Origin of the sequence: Streptomyces sp. NPDC059668, assembly GCF_042734135.1 — a bacterium.
Lineage (GTDB): Bacteria > Actinomycetota > Actinomycetes > Streptomycetales > Streptomycetaceae > Streptomyces.
Genome location: NZ_JBHWEL010000015.1, coordinates 88,303 through 106,293 on the forward strand (window position 1 = coordinate 88,303; position 17,991 = coordinate 106,293).

General features: G+C 68.8%; 16 protein-coding genes and 1 tRNA gene. 10 read left to right on the forward strand and 7 right to left on the reverse strand.

The genetic code is table 11. The features are described 5' to 3' along the window. The first annotated feature begins 209 nt into the window (after positions 1 to 209). The 3 genes from ACFV2J_RS14305 to ACFV2J_RS14315 all read left to right on the forward strand — a co-directional run bounded on the left by ACFV2J_RS14305 (position 210) and on the right by ACFV2J_RS14315 (position 2,767). A complete protein-coding gene (locus ACFV2J_RS14305) occupies positions 210 to 1,841 on the forward strand; it encodes a hypothetical protein (RefSeq protein WP_385083622.1) in 1,632 nt (543 codons plus the stop codon). Further along, complete coding sequence (locus tag ACFV2J_RS14310) at positions 1,841 to 2,242, forward strand: hypothetical protein (protein ID WP_385083623.1); 402 nt, start codon at positions 1,841 to 1,843, stop codon at positions 2,240 to 2,242. The genes ACFV2J_RS14305 and ACFV2J_RS14310 overlap by 1 nt, the downstream gene beginning before the upstream one ends. Before the next feature lie 105 nt (positions 2,243 to 2,347). Further along, positions 2,348 to 2,767, forward strand: a complete 420-nt coding sequence (locus tag ACFV2J_RS14315; RefSeq protein ID WP_385083624.1) for a hypothetical protein — start codon at positions 2,348 to 2,350, stop codon at positions 2,765 to 2,767. A 742-nt stretch (positions 2,768 to 3,509) separates the two neighbouring features. Here the strand turns inward: ACFV2J_RS14315 and ACFV2J_RS14320 are convergent. After that, positions 3,510 to 4,376 (reverse strand): ImmA/IrrE family metallo-endopeptidase, encoded by an 867-nt coding sequence (locus ACFV2J_RS14320; protein WP_385083625.1) that lies wholly within the window; start codon positions 4,374 to 4,376, stop codon positions 3,510 to 3,512. Between the two features lie 250 nt (positions 4,377 to 4,626). Between ACFV2J_RS14320 and ACFV2J_RS14325 the strand changes: the two genes are divergently transcribed. Further along, positions 4,627 to 5,736: a cyclic GMP-AMP synthase DncV-like nucleotidyltransferase gene (locus ACFV2J_RS14325; RefSeq protein WP_385438777.1), complete on the forward strand. Its 1,110-nt coding sequence runs from the start codon at positions 4,627 to 4,629 to the stop codon at positions 5,734 to 5,736. 580 nt (positions 5,737 to 6,316) lie between these two features. Here ACFV2J_RS14325 and ACFV2J_RS14330 read toward each other — a convergent pair. The 3 genes from ACFV2J_RS14330 to ACFV2J_RS14340 form a co-directional block, all read right to left on the reverse strand. Beyond that, positions 6,317 to 6,390, reverse strand: a tRNA-Pro gene (locus tag ACFV2J_RS14330). 29 nt (positions 6,391 to 6,419) lie between these two features. Further along, entirely contained in the window at positions 6,420 to 7,220 is an 801-nt protein-coding gene (locus ACFV2J_RS14335) for a Pr6Pr family membrane protein (protein WP_385083627.1), read from the reverse strand. A gap of 247 nt (positions 7,221 to 7,467) precedes the next feature. Continuing rightward, positions 7,468 to 8,391, reverse strand: coding sequence for a metallophosphoesterase (locus ACFV2J_RS14340; protein ID WP_385083628.1), 924 nt, complete (start codon positions 8,389 to 8,391; stop codon positions 7,468 to 7,470). 161 nt (positions 8,392 to 8,552) lie between these two features. Between ACFV2J_RS14340 and ACFV2J_RS14345 the strand changes: the two genes are divergently transcribed. Next, positions 8,553 to 9,017 carry a GatB/YqeY domain-containing protein gene (locus tag ACFV2J_RS14345; protein ID WP_168529264.1) on the forward strand — a complete coding sequence of 155 codons (465 nt, stop codon included), beginning with the start codon at positions 8,553 to 8,555 and terminating at the stop codon, positions 9,015 to 9,017. Between the two features lie 171 nt (positions 9,018 to 9,188). Here ACFV2J_RS14345 and ACFV2J_RS14350 read toward each other — a convergent pair whose 3' ends face one another. Continuing rightward, positions 9,189 to 11,459 (reverse strand): transglycosylase domain-containing protein, encoded by a 2,271-nt coding sequence (locus tag ACFV2J_RS14350; RefSeq protein WP_385094556.1) that lies wholly within the window; start codon positions 11,457 to 11,459, stop codon positions 9,189 to 9,191. Positions 11,460 to 11,866: 407 nt separating this feature from the next. Here ACFV2J_RS14350 and ACFV2J_RS14355 point away from each other — a divergent pair, with 407 nt between their 5' ends. Then, on the forward strand, positions 11,867 to 12,205 hold the full coding sequence (locus ACFV2J_RS14355) for a WhiB family transcriptional regulator (RefSeq protein WP_385094554.1): 339 nt from the start codon (positions 11,867 to 11,869) through the stop codon (positions 12,203 to 12,205). 246 nt (positions 12,206 to 12,451) lie between these two features. Here ACFV2J_RS14355 and ACFV2J_RS14360 read toward each other — a convergent pair whose 3' ends face one another. Further along, positions 12,452 to 13,966 (reverse strand): ArsA family ATPase, encoded by a 1,515-nt coding sequence (locus ACFV2J_RS14360; protein ID WP_385094551.1) that lies wholly within the window; start codon positions 13,964 to 13,966, stop codon positions 12,452 to 12,454. After that, complete coding sequence (locus tag ACFV2J_RS14365; protein ID WP_385094549.1) at positions 13,963 to 14,940, reverse strand: ArsA family ATPase; 978 nt, start codon at positions 14,938 to 14,940, stop codon at positions 13,963 to 13,965. The genes ACFV2J_RS14360 and ACFV2J_RS14365 overlap by 4 nt, the downstream gene beginning before the upstream one ends. Before the next feature lie 95 nt (positions 14,941 to 15,035). Here ACFV2J_RS14365 and ACFV2J_RS14370 point away from each other — a divergent pair, with 95 nt between their 5' ends. The 4 genes from ACFV2J_RS14370 (at position 15,036) to ACFV2J_RS14385 (ending at position 17,757) form a co-directional block, all read left to right on the forward strand. After that, the gene (locus ACFV2J_RS14370; protein WP_143608830.1) at positions 15,036 to 15,197 is read left to right on the forward strand and encodes a DUF4177 domain-containing protein; all 162 of its coding nucleotides are present in this window, start codon (positions 15,036 to 15,038) and stop codon (positions 15,195 to 15,197) included. Further along, entirely contained in the window at positions 15,194 to 15,664 is a 471-nt protein-coding gene (locus ACFV2J_RS14375; protein ID WP_385094546.1) for a RidA family protein, read from the forward strand. The genes ACFV2J_RS14370 and ACFV2J_RS14375 overlap by 4 nt, the downstream gene beginning before the upstream one ends. Positions 15,665 to 16,060: 396 nt before the next feature. Continuing rightward, positions 16,061 to 16,930, forward strand: coding sequence for an NUDIX hydrolase (locus ACFV2J_RS14380; protein WP_385098155.1), 870 nt, complete (start codon positions 16,061 to 16,063; stop codon positions 16,928 to 16,930). Continuing rightward, positions 16,927 to 17,757, forward strand: coding sequence for an MBL fold metallo-hydrolase (locus ACFV2J_RS14385; RefSeq protein WP_385098152.1), 831 nt, complete (start codon positions 16,927 to 16,929; stop codon positions 17,755 to 17,757). Before ACFV2J_RS14380 ends, ACFV2J_RS14385 begins: the two co-directional genes overlap by 4 nt. Positions 17,758 to 17,991 lie beyond the last annotated feature (234 nt).

The window sequence follows — 17,991 nt, forward strand, 5'->3', positions numbered from 1 at the left end:
CGCGTTTGCGGTCTGGCGGTTCCTGCTGTCCACCGTGAAGATGCCCGCCTGTCGATGAACGGGGGAGCGGGATGGCAGTTGGGTGGGGCGTGCGTGCTCGGGGGAGGGCACGGGCGGAGGAGGCGGGGTGGCCTGCTGTCCCGGTTCAGACGAATCCTGTTGCCTCTGGGGCCAACCGTCCCGCGGAGGTGGACCCCACATCGTCCGAAGTGACGCGGCTGCTGTGTCAGGCGGTCTATGCGCGTCCTGATCGGGTGAAGGCCGTGAAAGCGTGGTGGCGCAGGGTCCGGGGCAAAGCGGGGAAGGCCAAGAAGCCTCGGCGCAGTACCAGGCGGCCGATCTATCTGGAGGGCAGCGACGACTGTCCACCCCTGGGCGAACCGGCTGCGAAGTGGGTCGTCGACCATGTGCTGCACGGTCCGCCGCTGCCTGTGCCGTCGTACGGCTTCGACCTTGTTCCGGTGACGGCGCACAGCCTTCGTGCGCGGCGCCGCCGTTGGGCACGGCGCGCATGGATCCTGGTCCTGTGTGGGCTGGTCGCCTACGCGGTGCCGTGGGCTTTCGCGATCTGGGCTGCGGCCGTAATCGTCGCTTTGTCCCTACGGTGGGCTGCCTTCCGTGCCATCCGCAGGGTCGGCTCGACGCGGTGGGCGCCTTCGCGGCGCCTGGCGTATGCCGTGCTGCTCATGCCGTGGCTGCTCGCACTCCTGCCGTACAGGCCCGTTGGCGGCGACGTGTTCGGGTTGCGACTGGAACTGGCCCTACTCCCCTTCGGGCTGGTGGCTGTCGTCGCACTGGTGTATGCGGCCGATCGGCTTGTGGCACGGTCTGCGCTGGGTGCCCTGGCGCGGGAGGGCGTGTCGTCCGATGACCTGCCGTGGGCCGCCGCGAAGGGCAAACGCAGGATGTCGGACATCAGAAAGGATCAATCGCAGCTGGCGTTGCCCTACGACGCTTCGGAGCAGTTCGTCGGTGCCGGGCGTGATGTCTGGGGACCTGCTCGCATCAGCATCCCCCTGAAGGCCAAGGATGCCGAGGAGTCGGTCAGGCCGTTCGGGGAGGCGGAACTTCTCCGACGCGTGGGCACCGCCCTGAATGAACTGGGTCGCGGCGCTCGGGAGATCACAGATCCACTCCCTGGGTTCTCGATGGAGCGCATACTCGGCCTGCCGGCGGCCCGATGGCTGCAGCGCACCCGCAAGACGAAGGTGGAGCTGCCCGACCTGAGCGGTCTGGGACGCAGGTCCCCTTCCGGTGTGCCGGACCGGCTGTATCTGCGGGCCCAGTGCATCAGCTGGGACGGACAGATCGTGGTGAGCGTGTTCGTGCATGCCGCGCTGGAGGCCGGAGAGCTGCGGCTGACCATTCGTCCACACGTGATGACACCGCTCTACAACGAGTTGCGGGTGACCGCCGCACCGGCCCGGACACGCGGAGCACGTCTGCTCAGGTGGCTTGCTGCGCAGTCGCTCCTGGACACGGCCATGGGCCCCCTGGCCGTGTGGCGACTGGTCGCGCGCCTCGGTGAGAAGGTCGAGGGCCATGCGGAGGAAGAAGACCCGGTGAGCCTGCGCGACCGTTACTCCACCGAGGAAGTCACCGACATGCACCAGAGTGACGATGCCAAGCGTCACGTCGTTCTGATGCAGTCCTGTGTCTTCCGGACTGTCGCCGAGTATCTCGACGAGCAGGGGATCGACTTGGCTGCGTACGAACGGCAGGTCGCCACCGTGACCAACAACATCCTCGTCTATGGGGACAACAACGCTCCCATCCAGAACGTCGCCGGCAGTGGCATCAGTGGCGTCGGCCAGGACAACAAGAATCAGGGAGGCAAGTAATGGTTGTGGGACGGCGTCGCCCCGAGCCGGACCCGGGCCATGGCTCGGGCATCAGCATCGGGGGTAACAACAACGCACCGTTGCAGAACGTGGTGGGACAGAACATCTCCAGCATCCATCAGTCTGCCTCGGTTCAGGGCGCGGTCGACATCGACGCTGTGCGCGGCCTGCTCGCCGCGTTCCGCTCGGATGTCGACCGCAACGCGGCGGACTTGCAGAACGCGACGGTCCTGCGCGCTATGGCGGACACCGTCGACACCTCGCTCGCGACCCCCGATGCGCCGCCGCAGGTCGGCGCACTGCGCGGGATCGCGCAGGCGTTGCCCGCGCTTGTTGTGGGCACCGCAGTCCAGCAAGGAGGCGAAGCCCTCGCCAACGCCATTGGCGGGCTGCTGAGTTGAGTCGCCTTGCCCCTTGAGCCGGCCTGGGATGCGGGATGAGCCGTTCCGGCCGCCGCCTGCGGCGCGCGTGGATACAGTGCTGCGACCAGTTGGGGGGAATACGAAGTGGACGAAGTGACGTTCGCAGCGACCACCATGGCGGCGGGCTTCCTCACCCAGGCGACCCAGGAGGGTTACCAGAGGGTCCGTGAGGCCATTGGCCGTCTGATTCGACGCAGCGGTCGAGAGGACGAGGCAGCGGCTCAGCTTGAGCGTCTGGACCGAGATCGGAGTGCTGTCGCCCAAGCCCAGGCGGGTGACCGTGAGGCTGTCGTACGGGCCGCCGCGGCCGCGTGGGCTCCCGTGCTCGTACGACTCGCGGAGTCGGAACCGGTCGCGTATGCCGAGCTGTTGGCTCTGGCCCGACAGGACCATCCGACCTCCGTGGTCAACCAGCACAACCACGGAACGGGCACCTTCATTAACGGGAACGTTGAAGGCGGCCTCACTATCAACCACGGCACGGGGCATGGCAGACACAACTGACCCTCAGAGCCAGAGCGGGCAGCACAACCGCGGGCCTGGCGTGTTCATCGCGGGCAATGTGTACGGAGACGTCAATAACCACCAGACGTCACGTCCGAACCACGGGCGAGATGACGAGCCCCAGGCGTCCCAGGAGCCCCAGCGCAACGAGAAGGAATCTCCGGCCGGGCATCAACCGGAAGAAGCGGACGAGGCGGGGCCTGGCGGGACGTTGCTCGGCTGGACCTTGCTCACCGTCTGGCTACTCGCGTCGTCCGTCTACTGCGTCGTTGCAGCTTTCACGGCCCCACAAACGGCTGGGGGTTACGTTGGAGCCGTCTTTGGCGCCGTGCTGTTCGCCCTTGGTGGATTGGTCCCGTTGGCCTTCGTGTTCACGGCTCTCACGGAGGTCTGCGCCGCAGGCACGGCTAATGCTGCCGACTCCGCGAGGAAACGATGGGCGCAGGGGCAGCGAGCCGCAGCCCGTTTGAATCTTCGGTACGCGGTCTCAGCTGCCCGTGTCGCGAGCGTCAGCGCAGTCCTGGTTGGGTTCATCACAGGGCTCTTCGGATTTCTGGCCATCGGGAAGAAGGCTGCAGACCGGGCCCACGGCGCTCGCGAACTCGCCGAGTCCGAGATCGTCAAGACACGCTCCGCGCTGGGGGAGAACCTCGACGGGGGATGATCTGGCTTTCGTGGGAGCGGGTTTCTAAGTTCGGCTCCCAGACTCCCAAGGGGAGGCAAGTCGAGGGGGCGCTTGCAGTCACGCCGCCGACGCTGTTCCGATGTTCTCCACGATTCGCGGAGGCAGAACAGCTCGGGCAGGGCCACTCTCGGGCGAGGCGAGGTAGCTCAACAGCCTTGCCGGTTGCTCCGGTCGGCCTAGGGGAACCGGTTCGACGCGGCGCCACCCCCTGGCGGATGCAGTCTTGATGGCCGTCAAGTACGTGCTGTCACTAATGCGGCCCAGGGTCCGAGCGCGCATGAGCAGGGCGGCGAGAGACACCTGCCAGAACCGCTTGAGTTCGAACAAGGTTGACCAGTCGATCGTGGTCGGCAACTGGTCGTAAATGTCCTCGGCAGGCATAAGGAACGCCGCCGCGAACTGATGGGCCTGCGTCTCGACCTCTTTGACACCCCAGATCTGCTCACCGTGCAGCACAAGATGGGCGAGTTCATGCGCGGCGTCGAACCGTGACCGTGCGCGGTCGTTCTTGTCGGTACCTAGGACGACGACAGGGTTGTCGGGGAAGGGCAGGGAGAAGGCGTCAACGTCCGCGCTGTCGAGCGGGAGACGAATCACGGCGACCCCGTGCGCCTCCAGAAGTTCGACGACGTTTGGGGCCGGGCCCGGGGGAACCTTCCATAGGGACCGGACTCGGGCCGCAGTCTGCTCGGTCTCGGACGCAGGGGCCTCCAGTCCGGTCACAGGGATCACCGGCACGTCACTTGCGCAGAACCGCTGTGCGGCCGACGCGTGGATGGCGAGGTCGTGGGCGACGTGAGCGACTGCTCGGGCGCGTCGGCGGTCGACCACCGACGTCCGGCGCAGTGACCGGAAGAAGCCTTCGTGGCTTTCGGCCATCGCCTCGTGGAAGAACGCGGGGGGCACCGCGAGGATCTCGGCCAAGGCGCCGACCGTATCCGGGCTCGGGCGGCGATGTTGTACGAGGTGATCACGAGTCGCTTGGCGCTCTCGCCGACTACACCGAGTACGGCCCGCGGATCTTCCGAGATCGCAGCTGGACTCGCCGGCCACGTCAGTCGCGACGCCTCGCCAACTGTCCACCGCATGTTCTGCGATCACCGCGCCCCGGTGTTCGTTCCGTACTACCCCGCAAGTGAGGAATGACGTGGACTCGCTCGACCAAATGCTCTAGATGCTGCTTGCGGGCGCTGTGGAGGTGCTCGACATCTCCCCCGACCTGTATGACGACGCCGTCGGACGCTACGAGGAGGTCGGAACCTGGCTCGCCGAGCACGGCAGCCCTGGGTGGCAGATCTACCCCCAGGGCTCCTTCCGCCTGGGTACCGTCGTCCGCCCTGGCACGCCCAGCGGCGAGTACGACATCGACCTGGTTTGTTGGCTGCCGCTGCACCACGAGAGCACGACGCAAGAGAAGCTCAAGCAGCGAGTCGGCGATCAGTTGACCGCCTACATCCAGTGGAAACAGGACCAGGGCGACACCGACGGCCCGAAGACCCTCGAACCCCGTCGTCGCTGCTGGACGCTGGGGTATCCGGGCTTCCACCTCGACGTCCTGCCCGCCATCCCAGACCAGGACCACCAGCCCACCGGCATCCGCCTGACGGACAAGGACCTCTGGGAATGGCAGCGCAGTAACCCCATCGGCTACGCGGACTGGTTCCGCCAGCGCTCAGAACTGTCCCGCCAAATCCTGGACAAGCGGCACACCAGCGTCGCGGACGTGCCCACCTGGCCGGTTCGCAGTCCGTTGCAGCGCGTCGTGCAGATCCTCAAATGGCACTGCATGATCAAGTTCGCGGAGGACCCCGACAACCGGCCCCCGTCCATCCTCATCACCACGCTCGCCGGACACGCTTACACCGGTGAGGAGGATCTGTTCACCGCCATACGCAGCGTGCTGGACAACATGGCGGGCTTCATCGAGAAGCGCGACGGCCAGTGGTGGGTGCCCAACCCGGCACACGAGGAAGAGAACTTCACCGACAAGTGGAACGAGTACCCCGAGCGACGGAGGGCTTTCCACGCCTGGTTCGACGAGATCGCCACGACCGTGGCCGAACTCGCCGGCATGGAGGGTAAGGGCCTGCCGGCTGTCTTCGACCGCCTCGTCAAATCCTCCGACCACGACCCCATGCTCCGGTCCTACGAGCGCTACGCCGCCCGTTTGGGCGGTGCCACCAACCATCGGATGGGTGCCACCGGACTGCTCTCCGCGTCCGTGACCGGGCCCCGCAAGCGGGAGCACACCTTCCATGGTCAGCATCCCTCCCCGCGCGATTAACCTCGGCGTCCAGCTGGCCTCGATCAAGACGGTCCTCCCCGAGGCGCAGGGCACCGTGCGTGGTGGCGAACTCGTCTGCACGGTCCCCCTGCAACCCACTCCTGCCAGCAGGTGCTACAGGTGCGAGTCGCCTACCGGCACCGACGCCGCCCCCGCGTAACGGTTACCGACCCGCCCCTGACCCTGCATCCACGCGCCACGGCCCTGCCCCACGTCTACCCCGACGGTGACCTGTGCCTGCACCTGCCAGGGGAGTGGAAGGAACACATGCTCCTATCGCACACGATCCTGCCGTGGGCCTCGGAGTGGCTCCTGCACTACGAACTGTGGCGGGTCACGGGGCGCTGGGCTGCCAGTGGACACGACTACGCTGTGCCACCGGCCCAATAGGGAGTGCAAGGGCGGGGGTTGACCGTCCACCGAGCGGTGAGCGCTGACCGTGCACCTGATCTTGCTGCGCGGCCGTTTTGGGAGCAGGATTTCGAACTCGGCTCCCAAATGGCTCCCAAACCGACCCTCGGAACCACTCAGGGGCCCGACCCGCGATGCGGATCAGGCCCCTGACCTGGTGTTACGGCTGTCGGGGTGGCGGGATTTGAACCCACGACCTCTTCGTCCCGAACGAAGCGCGCTGCCAAGCTGCGCTACACCCCGATTGTCGCTGCTTCTCGCGGCGACGTCGTTTACTTTAGCCCACCGGTGGCCGGAGACGAAATCCGGTTTTCGGGGCGTCGGCCGCCGTGGCGCAGTGGGTCGGGGCGGAGGTGGTCCAGGGCGATGACGAGGAGGGCGAGGGCGTAGAAGGCGACGCCGAGGATCGCGGTGTTTCCGAGGATGCCGACGTATCCGTGCCGGTCGACGTCCACGAAGGGGTAGAGGTAGCGCTCCGTGGTGCCCGGCGGCAGCATCGCGCCGCGGGTGAGGGAAAAGGCCAGGTAGACGAGGGGATAGATGAGCCAGGTGGCCGCGTATCGCATCGCCAGGAAGGCCGGCCGGGTCAGCAGGAGCCAGTCGATCACCACGGCCACCGGTGTCACGGTGTACAGGATCAGGTTCGCGAGGGCCTGCCAGCCGTGGAGCGAGGCGGTCTCCCCGGTCATCGAGAAGCCGCCGGGGCGGTTCGCCAGGTGCAGGTGGAAGACCAGGCCCGTGATCACGATGTACAGGAGCGTGCCGCCCGTGAGGGCCGCCGGCAGCGGGCGGCGGGCCATCCATGCGCGCCGCGCCGAGGCGGCGAGGACCACCGCCACCAGCAGGTTGCTCTGGGTGGCGAAGTAGCTCAGCACATGTGCCGGGCTGCCCAGGTACAGGTCGATGGCGATGCCCGCCGCTGCCGTCATGGCGACCAGGAGGCGGAAGGCCGCCGCGAGCGGGCGGTGCGTGGGGGCCACCACCGCCGCCGACGGGACGTTGTAGGGGGCCAGCGCGGCGATACCCGGGATCGGAGGGAGGTCGGGTATGTCCTTGGGGATCGGGGCGATCATGCGCCCACGTTAAGTCGGGTGGATGAATCGGGCCATTTGGGGCATCTGGTCGGGTTACGGGGCCACCGATTCCCCGCCGCCCCCGGCCCGGGTGTCCCAGGGCCGGCGGCGTGTGGTCAGCGGTGAGTGACCAGCAGTGTCCCGTCAGCCGTCAGCCGTCACGCCGTCCGCGATGCGTGCTCCCGGATGCGTGGTCCGGTCCCTGCCTCGTGGTCCGTGATCGGAGCTTCCGCCCCGGTCGGGCCCGCTAACGGCTCACCAGCGTCAGGAGTGAAGCCTCCGGCGGGCACGCGAAACGTACCGGCGTGTAGCGGCTCGTGCCGCAGCCCGCCGAGACGTGCAGGTACGACGTCCGCCCTTCCGCCGTATGCGTGGACAGGCCCTTCACACGGTCCGTGTCCAGGTCGCAGTTGGTGACGAAGGCGCCGTAGAAGGGGAGGCAGATCTGGCCGCCGTGGGTGTGGCCGGCCAGGACCAGGGGATAGCCGTCCGCCGTGAACGCGTCGAGCGCGCGCAGGTAGGGCGCGTGGACCACGCCCAGGGAGAAGTCGGCCGACTCCGACGGGCCGCCGGCCACGCGTGCGTAGCGGTCCCGCTTGATGTGCGGGTCGTCGAGGCCGGTCAGCTCGATCTCGGAGCCTTCTATCTTCAGCGTTCCCCGGGTGTTCGTCAGGTTCAGCCAGCCCGCCGCGTCGAAGCCGTCGCGCAGGTCCTCCCACGGGTTGTGGATGGCGTGGACGACCGGCTTGTTGCCGTTCAGGCCGTGGCGGCCCTGGGTCTTCTCGAGCAAGTACCGCGCGGGGTTGCGGGGTTGGGGTCCGTAGTAGTCGTTCGAGCCGAAGACGTACGCGCCGGGGAACTCCATCAACGGGCCCAGGGCGTCCAGGACTTCGGGGATGCCCTCGGTGTCGGAGAGGTTGTCCCCGGTGTTGATGACGAAGTCGGGGCGCAGGCCGGCCAGGGAGCGCAGCCAGCGCTGCTTCTTGCGCTGCCCGCCCACCATGTGGATGTCGGAGACCTGGAGGACGCGCAGTGGCCGCATGCCCGGTGGCAGGACCGGGACCGTCACCCGGCGGAGCCGGAACGAGCGGGCCTCGAATCCTGCCGCGTACAACAGTCCGGCGGCGCCTACCGCCGTGATTCCCAGGGGTACTCCGTATCGTGCGCGCATACGTCCATCGTGTCAGACCCCGGCGGCTTCGCGTTCCCGCCTGTGGACGACCCCGGCACCGGCAACCACCGGCGCCACAGACACCCCGTGCGAGAACGCGTCCGACACCGGCGCCGAAATCAGCAGGCGACCGTCTCACCAGACCTGCGACAATCGTCGGCATGACCACGCTCAAGTCGAAGCTGCAGGAAGACCTCAACGCCGCCATCAAGGAGCGCGACGAGCTCCGCTCCGCCACGCTCCGGCTGACCCTCTCCGCGATCACCAAGGAAGAGGTCGCCGGCAAGACGAAGCGCGAGCTCTCCGACGACGAAGTGCAGAAGGTGATCACCCGCGAGGCGAAGAAGCGCCGAGAGGCCGCGGACGCCTTCGCGCAGGGTGGTCGGCCCGAGTCGGCCGAGCGGGAGAAGGCGGAGGGCGAGATCCTCGCCACGTACCTGCCCAAGCAGCTCTCCGACGAGGAGCTCCAGCAGATCGTCGGACAGGCCGTCGAGGAGGCCAGGGCGGCGGGTGCCGAGGGGCCGCGTGCCATGGGCCAGGTCATGAAGATCGTCAACCCCAAGGTCGCGGGTCTGGCCGAGGGCGGGCGGGTCGCCGCGGTGGTCAAGAAGCTGCTCGCCGGCTGAGTCCTCCACGCCGGGAGGGACGCCGAGAGGGGCGTCGAGAGGGGCGTCGGAGGGAATGCCGGTAGGAATGCCGGAAGCAATGCCAAGAGGGACGCCACCACGGTGGCGTCCCTCTTGGCATTGCTTCCGGTCTGTCCTCTTCCGGTGTCCTTCGCCCGGCCCCCGGAGGGACTACCCGTGGCGGCGGCCCCCGGTGCCGTTCTGTCCCTGGATGAAGCCCTGGGGGATCGAGAAGGAAGGCTTCGGTCCCCCGGGGCCGTTCCCGTTGCTGCCGTTGTTCCCGTCGACGGTGTTGCCCTGGTCGCCGCCGTCACGGCCGTCGCCGCCGTCACCCCCGTCGTCGCCATGGTCGCCGTGGTCGTCGTGGTCCCGCTCCGGATCGGGGATGTCGATCAGGTTGAAGGAGGGGGAGTCCTTGCCCACGAGGGCGCCCGTCATGGCGTCCTTCCAGATCGGGCCCGGCACCTCGCCGCCGTAGACGAGGGAGTGGTACACACCGCCGATGTTGATGTTCGTCATCTTGACGTTCTGCTTGGGGCTGCCGACCCACACGGCGCCCGACAGGTTCGGGGTGTAACCGACGAACCAGGCGTTGCGGCGCTCGTCCGTCGTACCCGTCTTACCGGCGTTGGCCCGGTCCGACAGACCGGCCTGCTGACCGGTACCGGAGTCGATCACGCCACTGAGCAGGGTGTTGACCGTGTCCGCGGTCTGCTCGGACATGGCCCGCGTGCAGGTCGACTTCGGTACCTCCAGCGACTTCTGCTTGCCGTCCACCTGCTGGGTGATCGACCCGATGGCGATCGGCGAGCAGTACATGCCGCGGGAGGCGAAGGTGGCGTACGCGCTCGCCATGGTCAGCGGGGCGATGCCCTTGGAGCCGAGGGTGATGGCGGGGACCTCGGGCAGCTTGTCGCCGTTGCCCTGCACGACGTGCAGCTTGTCGGTCAGCTTCACCACCGGGCAGATGCCGATGTCCGAGATCATCTGCACGAAGTAGGTGTTGACCGACTTGGCCATCGCCGTCTTCAGCGGGTACGGGCCGTCCTCCGACTCGCTCTCGTTCGAGAGGGTCTCGTCCTGCTGGTTGGTCCACGGCTTGCCGCACGTCTGCACGGGGCTGGGGTAGGACATCTTGTACGGCGCGGAGTACTCCTGCGTCGGCGGCAGGCCCTGCTCCAGCGCGGCCGCGGCCACGAACGGCTTGAAGGTCGAACCGGTCGGGAAGCCGAAGTTCGAACCGCCCATGTCACGGTCGACCGAGTAGTTGTACTCCGTCTCGTTCTTCCCGTAGCCGTACGGCCTCGACTGGCCCATGCCGACGATCTTGCCGGTCCCCGGCTCGACCAGGGTGGCCGCGGTGGCGACCGAGTCCGACTTGTTGACGTGGGACTTGATCGAGTCCTGCACCGACTTCTGGGACTGCGGGTCGAGCGTCGTACGGATGGTCAGGCCGCCCTGGTTCCAGAGCTTGGCCCGGTCCTCCTTGGTCTTGCCGAAGACCGGGTCGGTCAGGAACACGTTCTCCACGTACCGGCAGAAGAAGCTCGCGCCCTTGACCGCCGTGATGCAGCCGTTCTTCGGCTGGCTGACCTTCAGGTCCAGTTTGGCGTTCTGGGCCGCTTCGGCCTCCTGCGGGGAGATGTCGTGCACCTCGGCCATGCGCTGCAGGACGGTGTTGCGGCGCTTGATGGCCTCGGCCTCGTCGTTGACCGGGTCGTACCGGCTGGGCGACTGGACGATGCCCGCGAGCAGCGCCGACTGCTGGAGGTTCAGGTCCTTGGCGGGCTTGGAGAAGTAGCGCTGGGCGGCGGCCTCGACACCGTAGGCCTGCTCGCCGAAGAACGTGATGTTCAGGTAGTTCTCGAGGATCTTCTTCTTGCCGAGCTTCTCTTCCAGCTGGATCGCGTACTTGAGCTCGCGGATCTTGCGGCCGAGGGTCTGCTGGGTGGCCTGGGCGACCTTCGTCGGGTCGTCGCCGGCCTCCTCGACGAAGTAGTTCTTCACCAGCTGCTGGGTGAGCGTGGAGGCGCCCTGGGCCACTCCGCCGTTCTGCGCGTTCTGGTTCACGGCGCGCAGGATGCCCTTCAGGTCCACCGCTCCGTGCTGGTAGAAGCGGGAGTCCTCGATCGCGACGATCGCCTTCTGCATGTACGGCGAGATGCTCTTGAGGTCGACCACCGTGCGGTCACGGGAGTAGACGGTCGCGATCTGACCGCCCTGGTTGTCCAGGATGGTGGTGCGCTGACTCAGCGCGGGACTCTTCAGGTTGTCGGGAATCTCGTCGAACCCCTGGACGGAACCCTTGGCCGCGAGGCCCAGCGCGCCCGCGGCGGGCAACGCGATTCCGGCCATGACTGCTCCGGCGAGCACGCTGACACCGAGGAACTTGGCGGCCTGCTGCGTGGGCGACAGACCACCGCCCGAGAGCTTCTTTGGCATGAGGGCAGCCTACGTTCTCATTCGCCGGACACGCGTATATGCCTTGGCCTAAGCTGCTCTCAACTGTCACAGCAGTGCGGCCACGTATCAATACGTCCGGCGACCCCGAATCGTTCCGGAGGTTCCCCAATTTTTTGGGGAGGTCGTGTCCGAATCAGCCTCATGCGTCACCAGGCGTCCGTTGTGACTCAACTGAACTGTCCCGCTTCGTCGGGATACTCACGTATGTCCTCAGGTCACTCCCCCGGGTGATCTGCCGCTTACGCATAGTCCGTTCGGGCCATTCAAGATTGGGCCCGAAGGGGGTGTTGCGCTGTGCCCACCTTCCGTAACGTCCTCAACTGGCGGCGGTGAATATGCCGCTGCCGCCGTGGGGGAGCCTCGATTCGGGAGAGGACGGCGCCGGTATGGGCTGGGTAACCGACTGGAGTGCGCAGGCGGCCTGCCGCACTACCGATCCGGATGAACTGTTCGTTCAAGGAGCAGCGCAGAACAGGGCCAAGGCAGTGTGCACCGGATGTCCGGTACGCACGGAGTGCCTCGCCGATGCGCTCGACAACCGCGTCGAATTCGGCGTGTGGGGTGGCATGACGGAGCGGGAGCGTCGCGCACTGCTGCGCAGGCGTCCCACCGTCACCTCGTGGCGTCGCCTGCTGGAGACCGCGCGTACGGAGTACGAGCGCGGTGCGGGCCTGCTGCCCCTCGACGAGGAAGAGGTGTACGAGCGTTTCGCGGCGGTGGGCTGAGGGTCTTCCTCGGACCACGGCTCCCGGCCACTCGGGGCGCCACTGCTCGGCGCCCAGGGCCCGTACGGCGTCCACGGGGTGCGACTGACCCGTGCGTCGCACGGCACCTCATGTGCCGACATGGGCCGGCATGGGTGACAGGCAGCGTCAGAAGGTCACACGGGCCGCCGGGAGGCGGCCCCACGGACCCTTCACAGCGGACCCGCTGACGGGTACGGACCCGTAGCGGGCGGTCGCGGCGTCGGCTCAGGCGCCGGGCCCGGGCAGCTCCGGCCGGTTGGCCGCGAGCCGTTCCCCGATGTTCCGCAAGCCCGCGAGGTCGTGCACGTCACCGGGCAGTGCGGCCACCTCGGCCACGGCCACCTCGGGGTGCCGCGCGGCGAAACGGTCACGGGTGCGTTGCTCACGGGAGAGCAGCTGCATGCGCTCGGCATGCAGCCTCAGCAGATCTGCGGTGAACCGTTCGACGGTCCGGTCGGTGTCCGTGGCGGCGGGGGAGCCTTCGGCGGAACCGTCGGGTGCTTCTGGAGTCTCAGGTGCTTCGGGAGCCTCGGGTGCCTCGGGAGCTGATGACGCGGAAGCGGAAGATTCTGAACTGCCGTACGTGTCGGGAGAGTTACGAAGTCCAGCTTTCCCGCCCTCCTGATCCACAATGCGGGGCTCGTCAAGATTTTCCGCAGCCCCGGAGTCAAGATCTTCCGCGCTGTCGGGATCGAGGTCCTCGGCGGCCGCGGCGTCGAGGTTCTCCGCTGCCGCGAGTGCCCGTTCGGCGGACAACTGGGCGGCGCCGCTCCCGTGCACCCGGTTGAGCACCAGGCCGGCGAACGGCATGTCCTCGGCGGCCAGCCGCTCGACGAAGTAGGCGGCCTCCCGCAGCGCGTCCCGCTCCGGGGCGGCCACCACCAGGAACGCCGTGCCGGGAGCCTGGAGCAGCTTGTACGTGGCGTCCGCGCGCGTACGGAAGCCGCCGAACGTGGTGTCCATCGCCGCGACGAACGTCTGCATGTCCTTGAGGAGTTGTCCCCCCAGCAGCTTGCCCAGGGTGCCGGTCATCATCGACATCCCGACGTTCAGGAACTTCATCCCCGCGCGGCCGCCCAGCTTCGCCGGGGCGGTGAGGAGTCGGATCAGCCTGCCGTCCAGGAAGGAACCGAGCCGCTTCGGGGCGTCCAGGAAGTCCAGCGCGGAGCGGGACGGCGGTGTGTCGACGACGATCAGGTCCCACTCCTCCCGAGCCCGCAGCTGGCCGAGCTTCTCCATCGCCATGTACTCCTGCGTGCCCGCGAAGCCCGCGGAGAGCGACTGGTAGAAGGGGTTGCTCAGGATCGCGGCGGCCCGCTCGCCGTCCGCGTGCGCCTCGACGATCTCGTCGAAGGTGCGCTTCATGTCGAGCATCATGGCGTGCAGTTCGCCGCCCGCCGAGTCGTCGATGCCCTTCACCCGGCGGGGGATGTTGTCGAGCGAGTCGATGCCCATCGACTGGGCGAGCCGGCGGGCCGGGTCGATCGTGAGGACGACCACCTTGCGGCCGCGCTCGGCCGCACGCAGCCCCAGGGCGGCCGCCGTGGTCGTCTTGCCGACGCCACCAGACCCGCAGCACACCACGATGCGGGTCTCGGGGTCGTCGAGCAGCGGATCGACGTCCAGGACGCGGGTGGAGCCGATGCCGCGGACCGGGTCCTGGTTCCGTGCCGGATCGTGGGTCCGGGCGGAGTCGCCGGTGCGGGCGGGGTCGTGGGCGCGGGCCGGGTCCGGACTCATGAGATCCCTTGCTGACGCAGTTCCTTGGCCAGTTGGTACAGGCCCGCCAGGTCCATTCCCTCGGCGAGCAACGGCAGCTCGTGCAGCGGCAGGCCCTGCTCCGTGAGGACGGCCCGCTGCTCGCGCTCCAGGGTGTGCCGCTCGGCGTACTCCTCCGCCTGCTCCAGGAGGGGGCCGACGAGCCGCTCGGCGTTCCCGCCGCGGCGGGCACCGCCCAGTCCCGCGGCGGAGAGCGATTTCGCGATGGCACTGCGCGCCACGGCGCCCGTGAACTCCAGGTCGGCGTCGTCGAGGAGCGCGGGCCGCACCATGTTCACGATGATCCGCCCCACCGGGAGCTTCGCCGCCCGCAGCTCGGCGATGCCGTCCGCGGTCTCCTGGACGGGCATCTCCTCCAGCAGCGTCACCAAGTGCACCGCCGTCTCCGGAGACTTGAGGACGCGCATCACGGCCTGTGCCTGATTGTGTATCGGGCCGATCTTGGCGAGTCCCGCGACCTCGTTGTTCACGTTCAGGAACCGCGTGATCCGCCCCGTGGGCGGCGCGTCCATGACGACGTAGTCGTAGGCGAACCGGCCGCCCTTGTCCTTCCTGCGCACGGCTTCGCACGCCTTCCCGGTCAGGAGTACGTCCCTGACGCCGGGCGCGATGGTGGTCGCGAAGTCGATGGCGCCGAGCTTCTTCAGGGCCCGTCCGGCGCTCCCCAGTTTGTAGAACATCTGGAGGTAGTCCAGAAGGGCCAGTTCGGGGTCTATGGCGAGGGCGTACACCTCCCCGCCCCCCGGAGCGACGGCGATCTTCCGCTCCTCGTAGGGCAGCGCTTCTGTCTCGAAGAGCTGCGCGATGCCCTGTCTGCCCTCGACCTCGACGAGGAGGGTGCGCTTGCCCTCTGTAGCGAGGGCGAGCGCGAGGGCCGCGGCTACCGTGGTCTTGCCGGTACCGCCCTTGCCGCTGACGACCTGGAGCCTGCTCACGTCTTCGAGCCTAACCAGTCCGCCGCCGGAGTACGCAGGAGGCTGTGGACAACGTGCGCGCGAGGCCCTCCGCGGCAACGGCTACAGTCGGCCACATGACCAAGTGGGAATACGCAACCGTGCCGCTGCTCGTCCATGCCACGAAGCAGATTCTGGACACCTGGGGCGAGGACGGCTGGGAGCTTGTCCAGGTCGTCCCCGGGCCGAACAACCCCGAGCAGCTGGTGGCCTACCTGAAGCGTGAGAGGTCGGCATGAGCGGCGCCGTCGAGTCGAAGCTCGCGGAGCTCGGGCTGACCCTGCCGGACGTCGTCCCGCCGCTGGCCGCGTACCAGCCGGCCGTGCGGTCCGGCGTGTACGTCTACACGTCCGGCCAGCTTCCGATGGTGGACGGCAAGCTTCCGGTGACCGGCAAGGTGGGCGCGGAGGTCACGGCCGAGGAGGCCAAGGACCTCGCGCGCATCTGTGCGCTGAACGCGTTGGCGGCGGTCAAGTCGGTCGCGGGTGACCTGGACCGTGTCGCGCGGGTCGTGAAGGTCGTCGGCTTCGTGGCCTCGGCGTCGGACTTCGTCGGTCAGCCGGGTGTGGTGAACGGTGCGAGTGAGCTGCTCGGTGCGGTTCTCGGTGACAAGGGTGTGCACGCCCGGAGTGCCGTCGGGGTGGCGGTGCTGCCGCTGGACGCGCCGGTGGAGGTCGAGATCCAGGTGGAGCTGACCCAGGAGTAGGCGTTCCGGGTGGTCGGGGGTGGGCCGCGCCCTGGCCGCAAGGTCCTCGCCCCCGCCGCCCCGTCCCTGGGGGCTCCGCCCCCAGACCCCCGTCCGGCCTTAAGGGCCTTGTCCTCAAGCGCCGGACGGGCTGGAGATGCGGGCCTGCGTTGTCAGGGTGCTGAAAGGCTGACGCCCGGGCCATGCCTTTCAGCCCGTCCGGCGTTTGAGGACGAGCCCTTCGGGCGAAGCGGGGGTCCAGGGGGCGCAGCCCCTTGGCGGGGTCTGGGGCGGAGCCCCGGGGATGGGACGGGTAGGGGCGGAGGGGGCGGAGAAGCCCCCGGTCAGCCCCCGGAACGTACCGTTGATCCACCAGAGCCCCTCGAACATTCGCCCGGCTCGGGATAGCCTCCGGCCATGGCGAATGGGCAGTGGTATCCACCGGAATGGCCCGAGCGGATCCGCGCGCTCGCGGAGGGCACACTGACACCGGTGACCCCCAGGCGGGCGGCCACCGTCATGCTGCTCAAGGACACCGACACCACCCCTGCCGTGCACATGCTGCGCAGACGTACCACCATGGCCTTCGCCGGAGGCGCGTACGCGTATCCGGGCGGCGGCGTGGACCCCCGCGACGACGACCACCAGATCCGCTGGGCGGGACCCACGCGCGCGTGGTGGGCCGACAGACTCGGAGTCGACGAGACGTCCGCGCAGGCCGTCGTCTGCGCCGCGGTCCGCGAGACGTACGAGGAGGCCGGCGTCCTGCTGGCCGGCCCCACCCCGGACACGGTGGTCGGCGACACCACCGGAGACGCGTGGGAGACGGACCGCGCCGCCCTGGTCGCGAGGGACCTCTCCTTCGCCGAGTTCCTCGACCGCAGGGGCCTGGTCCTCAGATCCGACCTCCTGGGCGTCTGGACCCGCTGGATCACCCCGGAGTTCGAGAGCCGCCGCTACGACACCTGGTTCTTCGTGGCCGCGCTCCCGGACGGGCAGCGCACCCGCAACGCCTCCACGGAGGCCGACCGCACCGTGTGGATCCGCCCCGCGGACGCGGCGGAGGGATACGACAAGGGCGAGCTCCTGATGATGCCGCCCACCGTCGCGACCCTGCGCCAGCTCGTCCCGTACGCCAGCGCGGCCGACGCCCTCGCCGCCGCGCCCGCCCGCGACCTGACGCCGGTCCTGGCCAGGGCGCGCCTGGAGAACGGCGAGGTGGTCCTCGCCTGGCCCGGGCACGACGAGTTCACCAAGCACGTCCCCACCGGCGGAGCCACGGCATGACCGACGCCGCCGCCCTCCCCGGCCAGCCGCGCGGCGGGACCCTCTCCGGCCCCGCCACCCCGCGCGCCGTGAACGTACTGGCCCCCAACGCGTCCGCGATGACCTTGGACGGCACCAACACCTGGATCGTCTCGGAGCCGGACTCCGAGCTCGCGGTGGTGATCGACCCCGGACCGCTGGAAGACGCACACCTGCGCGCCGTCGTCGACACGGCCGAGAAGTCCGGGAAGCGGATCGCGCTGACCCTGCTCACGCACGGGCACCCCGATCACGCCGAGGGCGCCGCTTCGTTCGCCGAGCTGACGGGGACGAAGGTGCGGGCGCTGGACCCGGCGCTGCGGCTCGGGGACGAGGGACTGGCGCAGGGCGACGTCGTCGATGTGGGCGGCCTCGAACTGCGCGTGGTGCCGACCCCCGGGCACACCGCCGACTCGCTGTGCTTCCATCTCCCGGCCGATCGGGCCGTCCTGACGGGTGACACCATCCTGGGCCGCGGTACGACCGTCGTGGCCCATCCTGACGGCCGCCTGGGCGACTATCTCGACTCGCTGCGGCGGCTGCGCTCGCTCGCCGTCGACGACGGTGTGCGTACGGTCCTGCCCGGTCACGGGCCCGTGCTCGAGGACGCCCAGGGCGCCGTCGAGTTCTACCTCGCGCACCGGGCCCATCGGCTCGCCCAGGTCGAGACGGCGGTCGAGAACGGCTACCGGTCACCGCACCAGGTCGTCGCGCACGTCTACGCGGACGTGGACCGTTCGCTGTGGCCCGCCGCCGAACTCTCCGTGCGGGCGCAGATGGACTACCTGCGGGAGCACGGCCTGATCTAGACCGGCCGGGCCGCGGCCCGCTCCGGTCGGCCGCCCGGCCCGGTCCTCGGCCGCGCTCGGCCGCCCGGCCCTCCGCCGTCCAGGTGCTTATGTGCGACCGCGACCGTCCGGGAGGCGAGGGGCCCACGGGGCGGGCGCGGGCGCCCGCGCCCCCGGCGGGGGCACCCAGACCACACAGCGTCTCGCGCGCGGGCGCCAGCGAGCCCGGGCGCGCGCGCCCCCCCGAGAGAACCG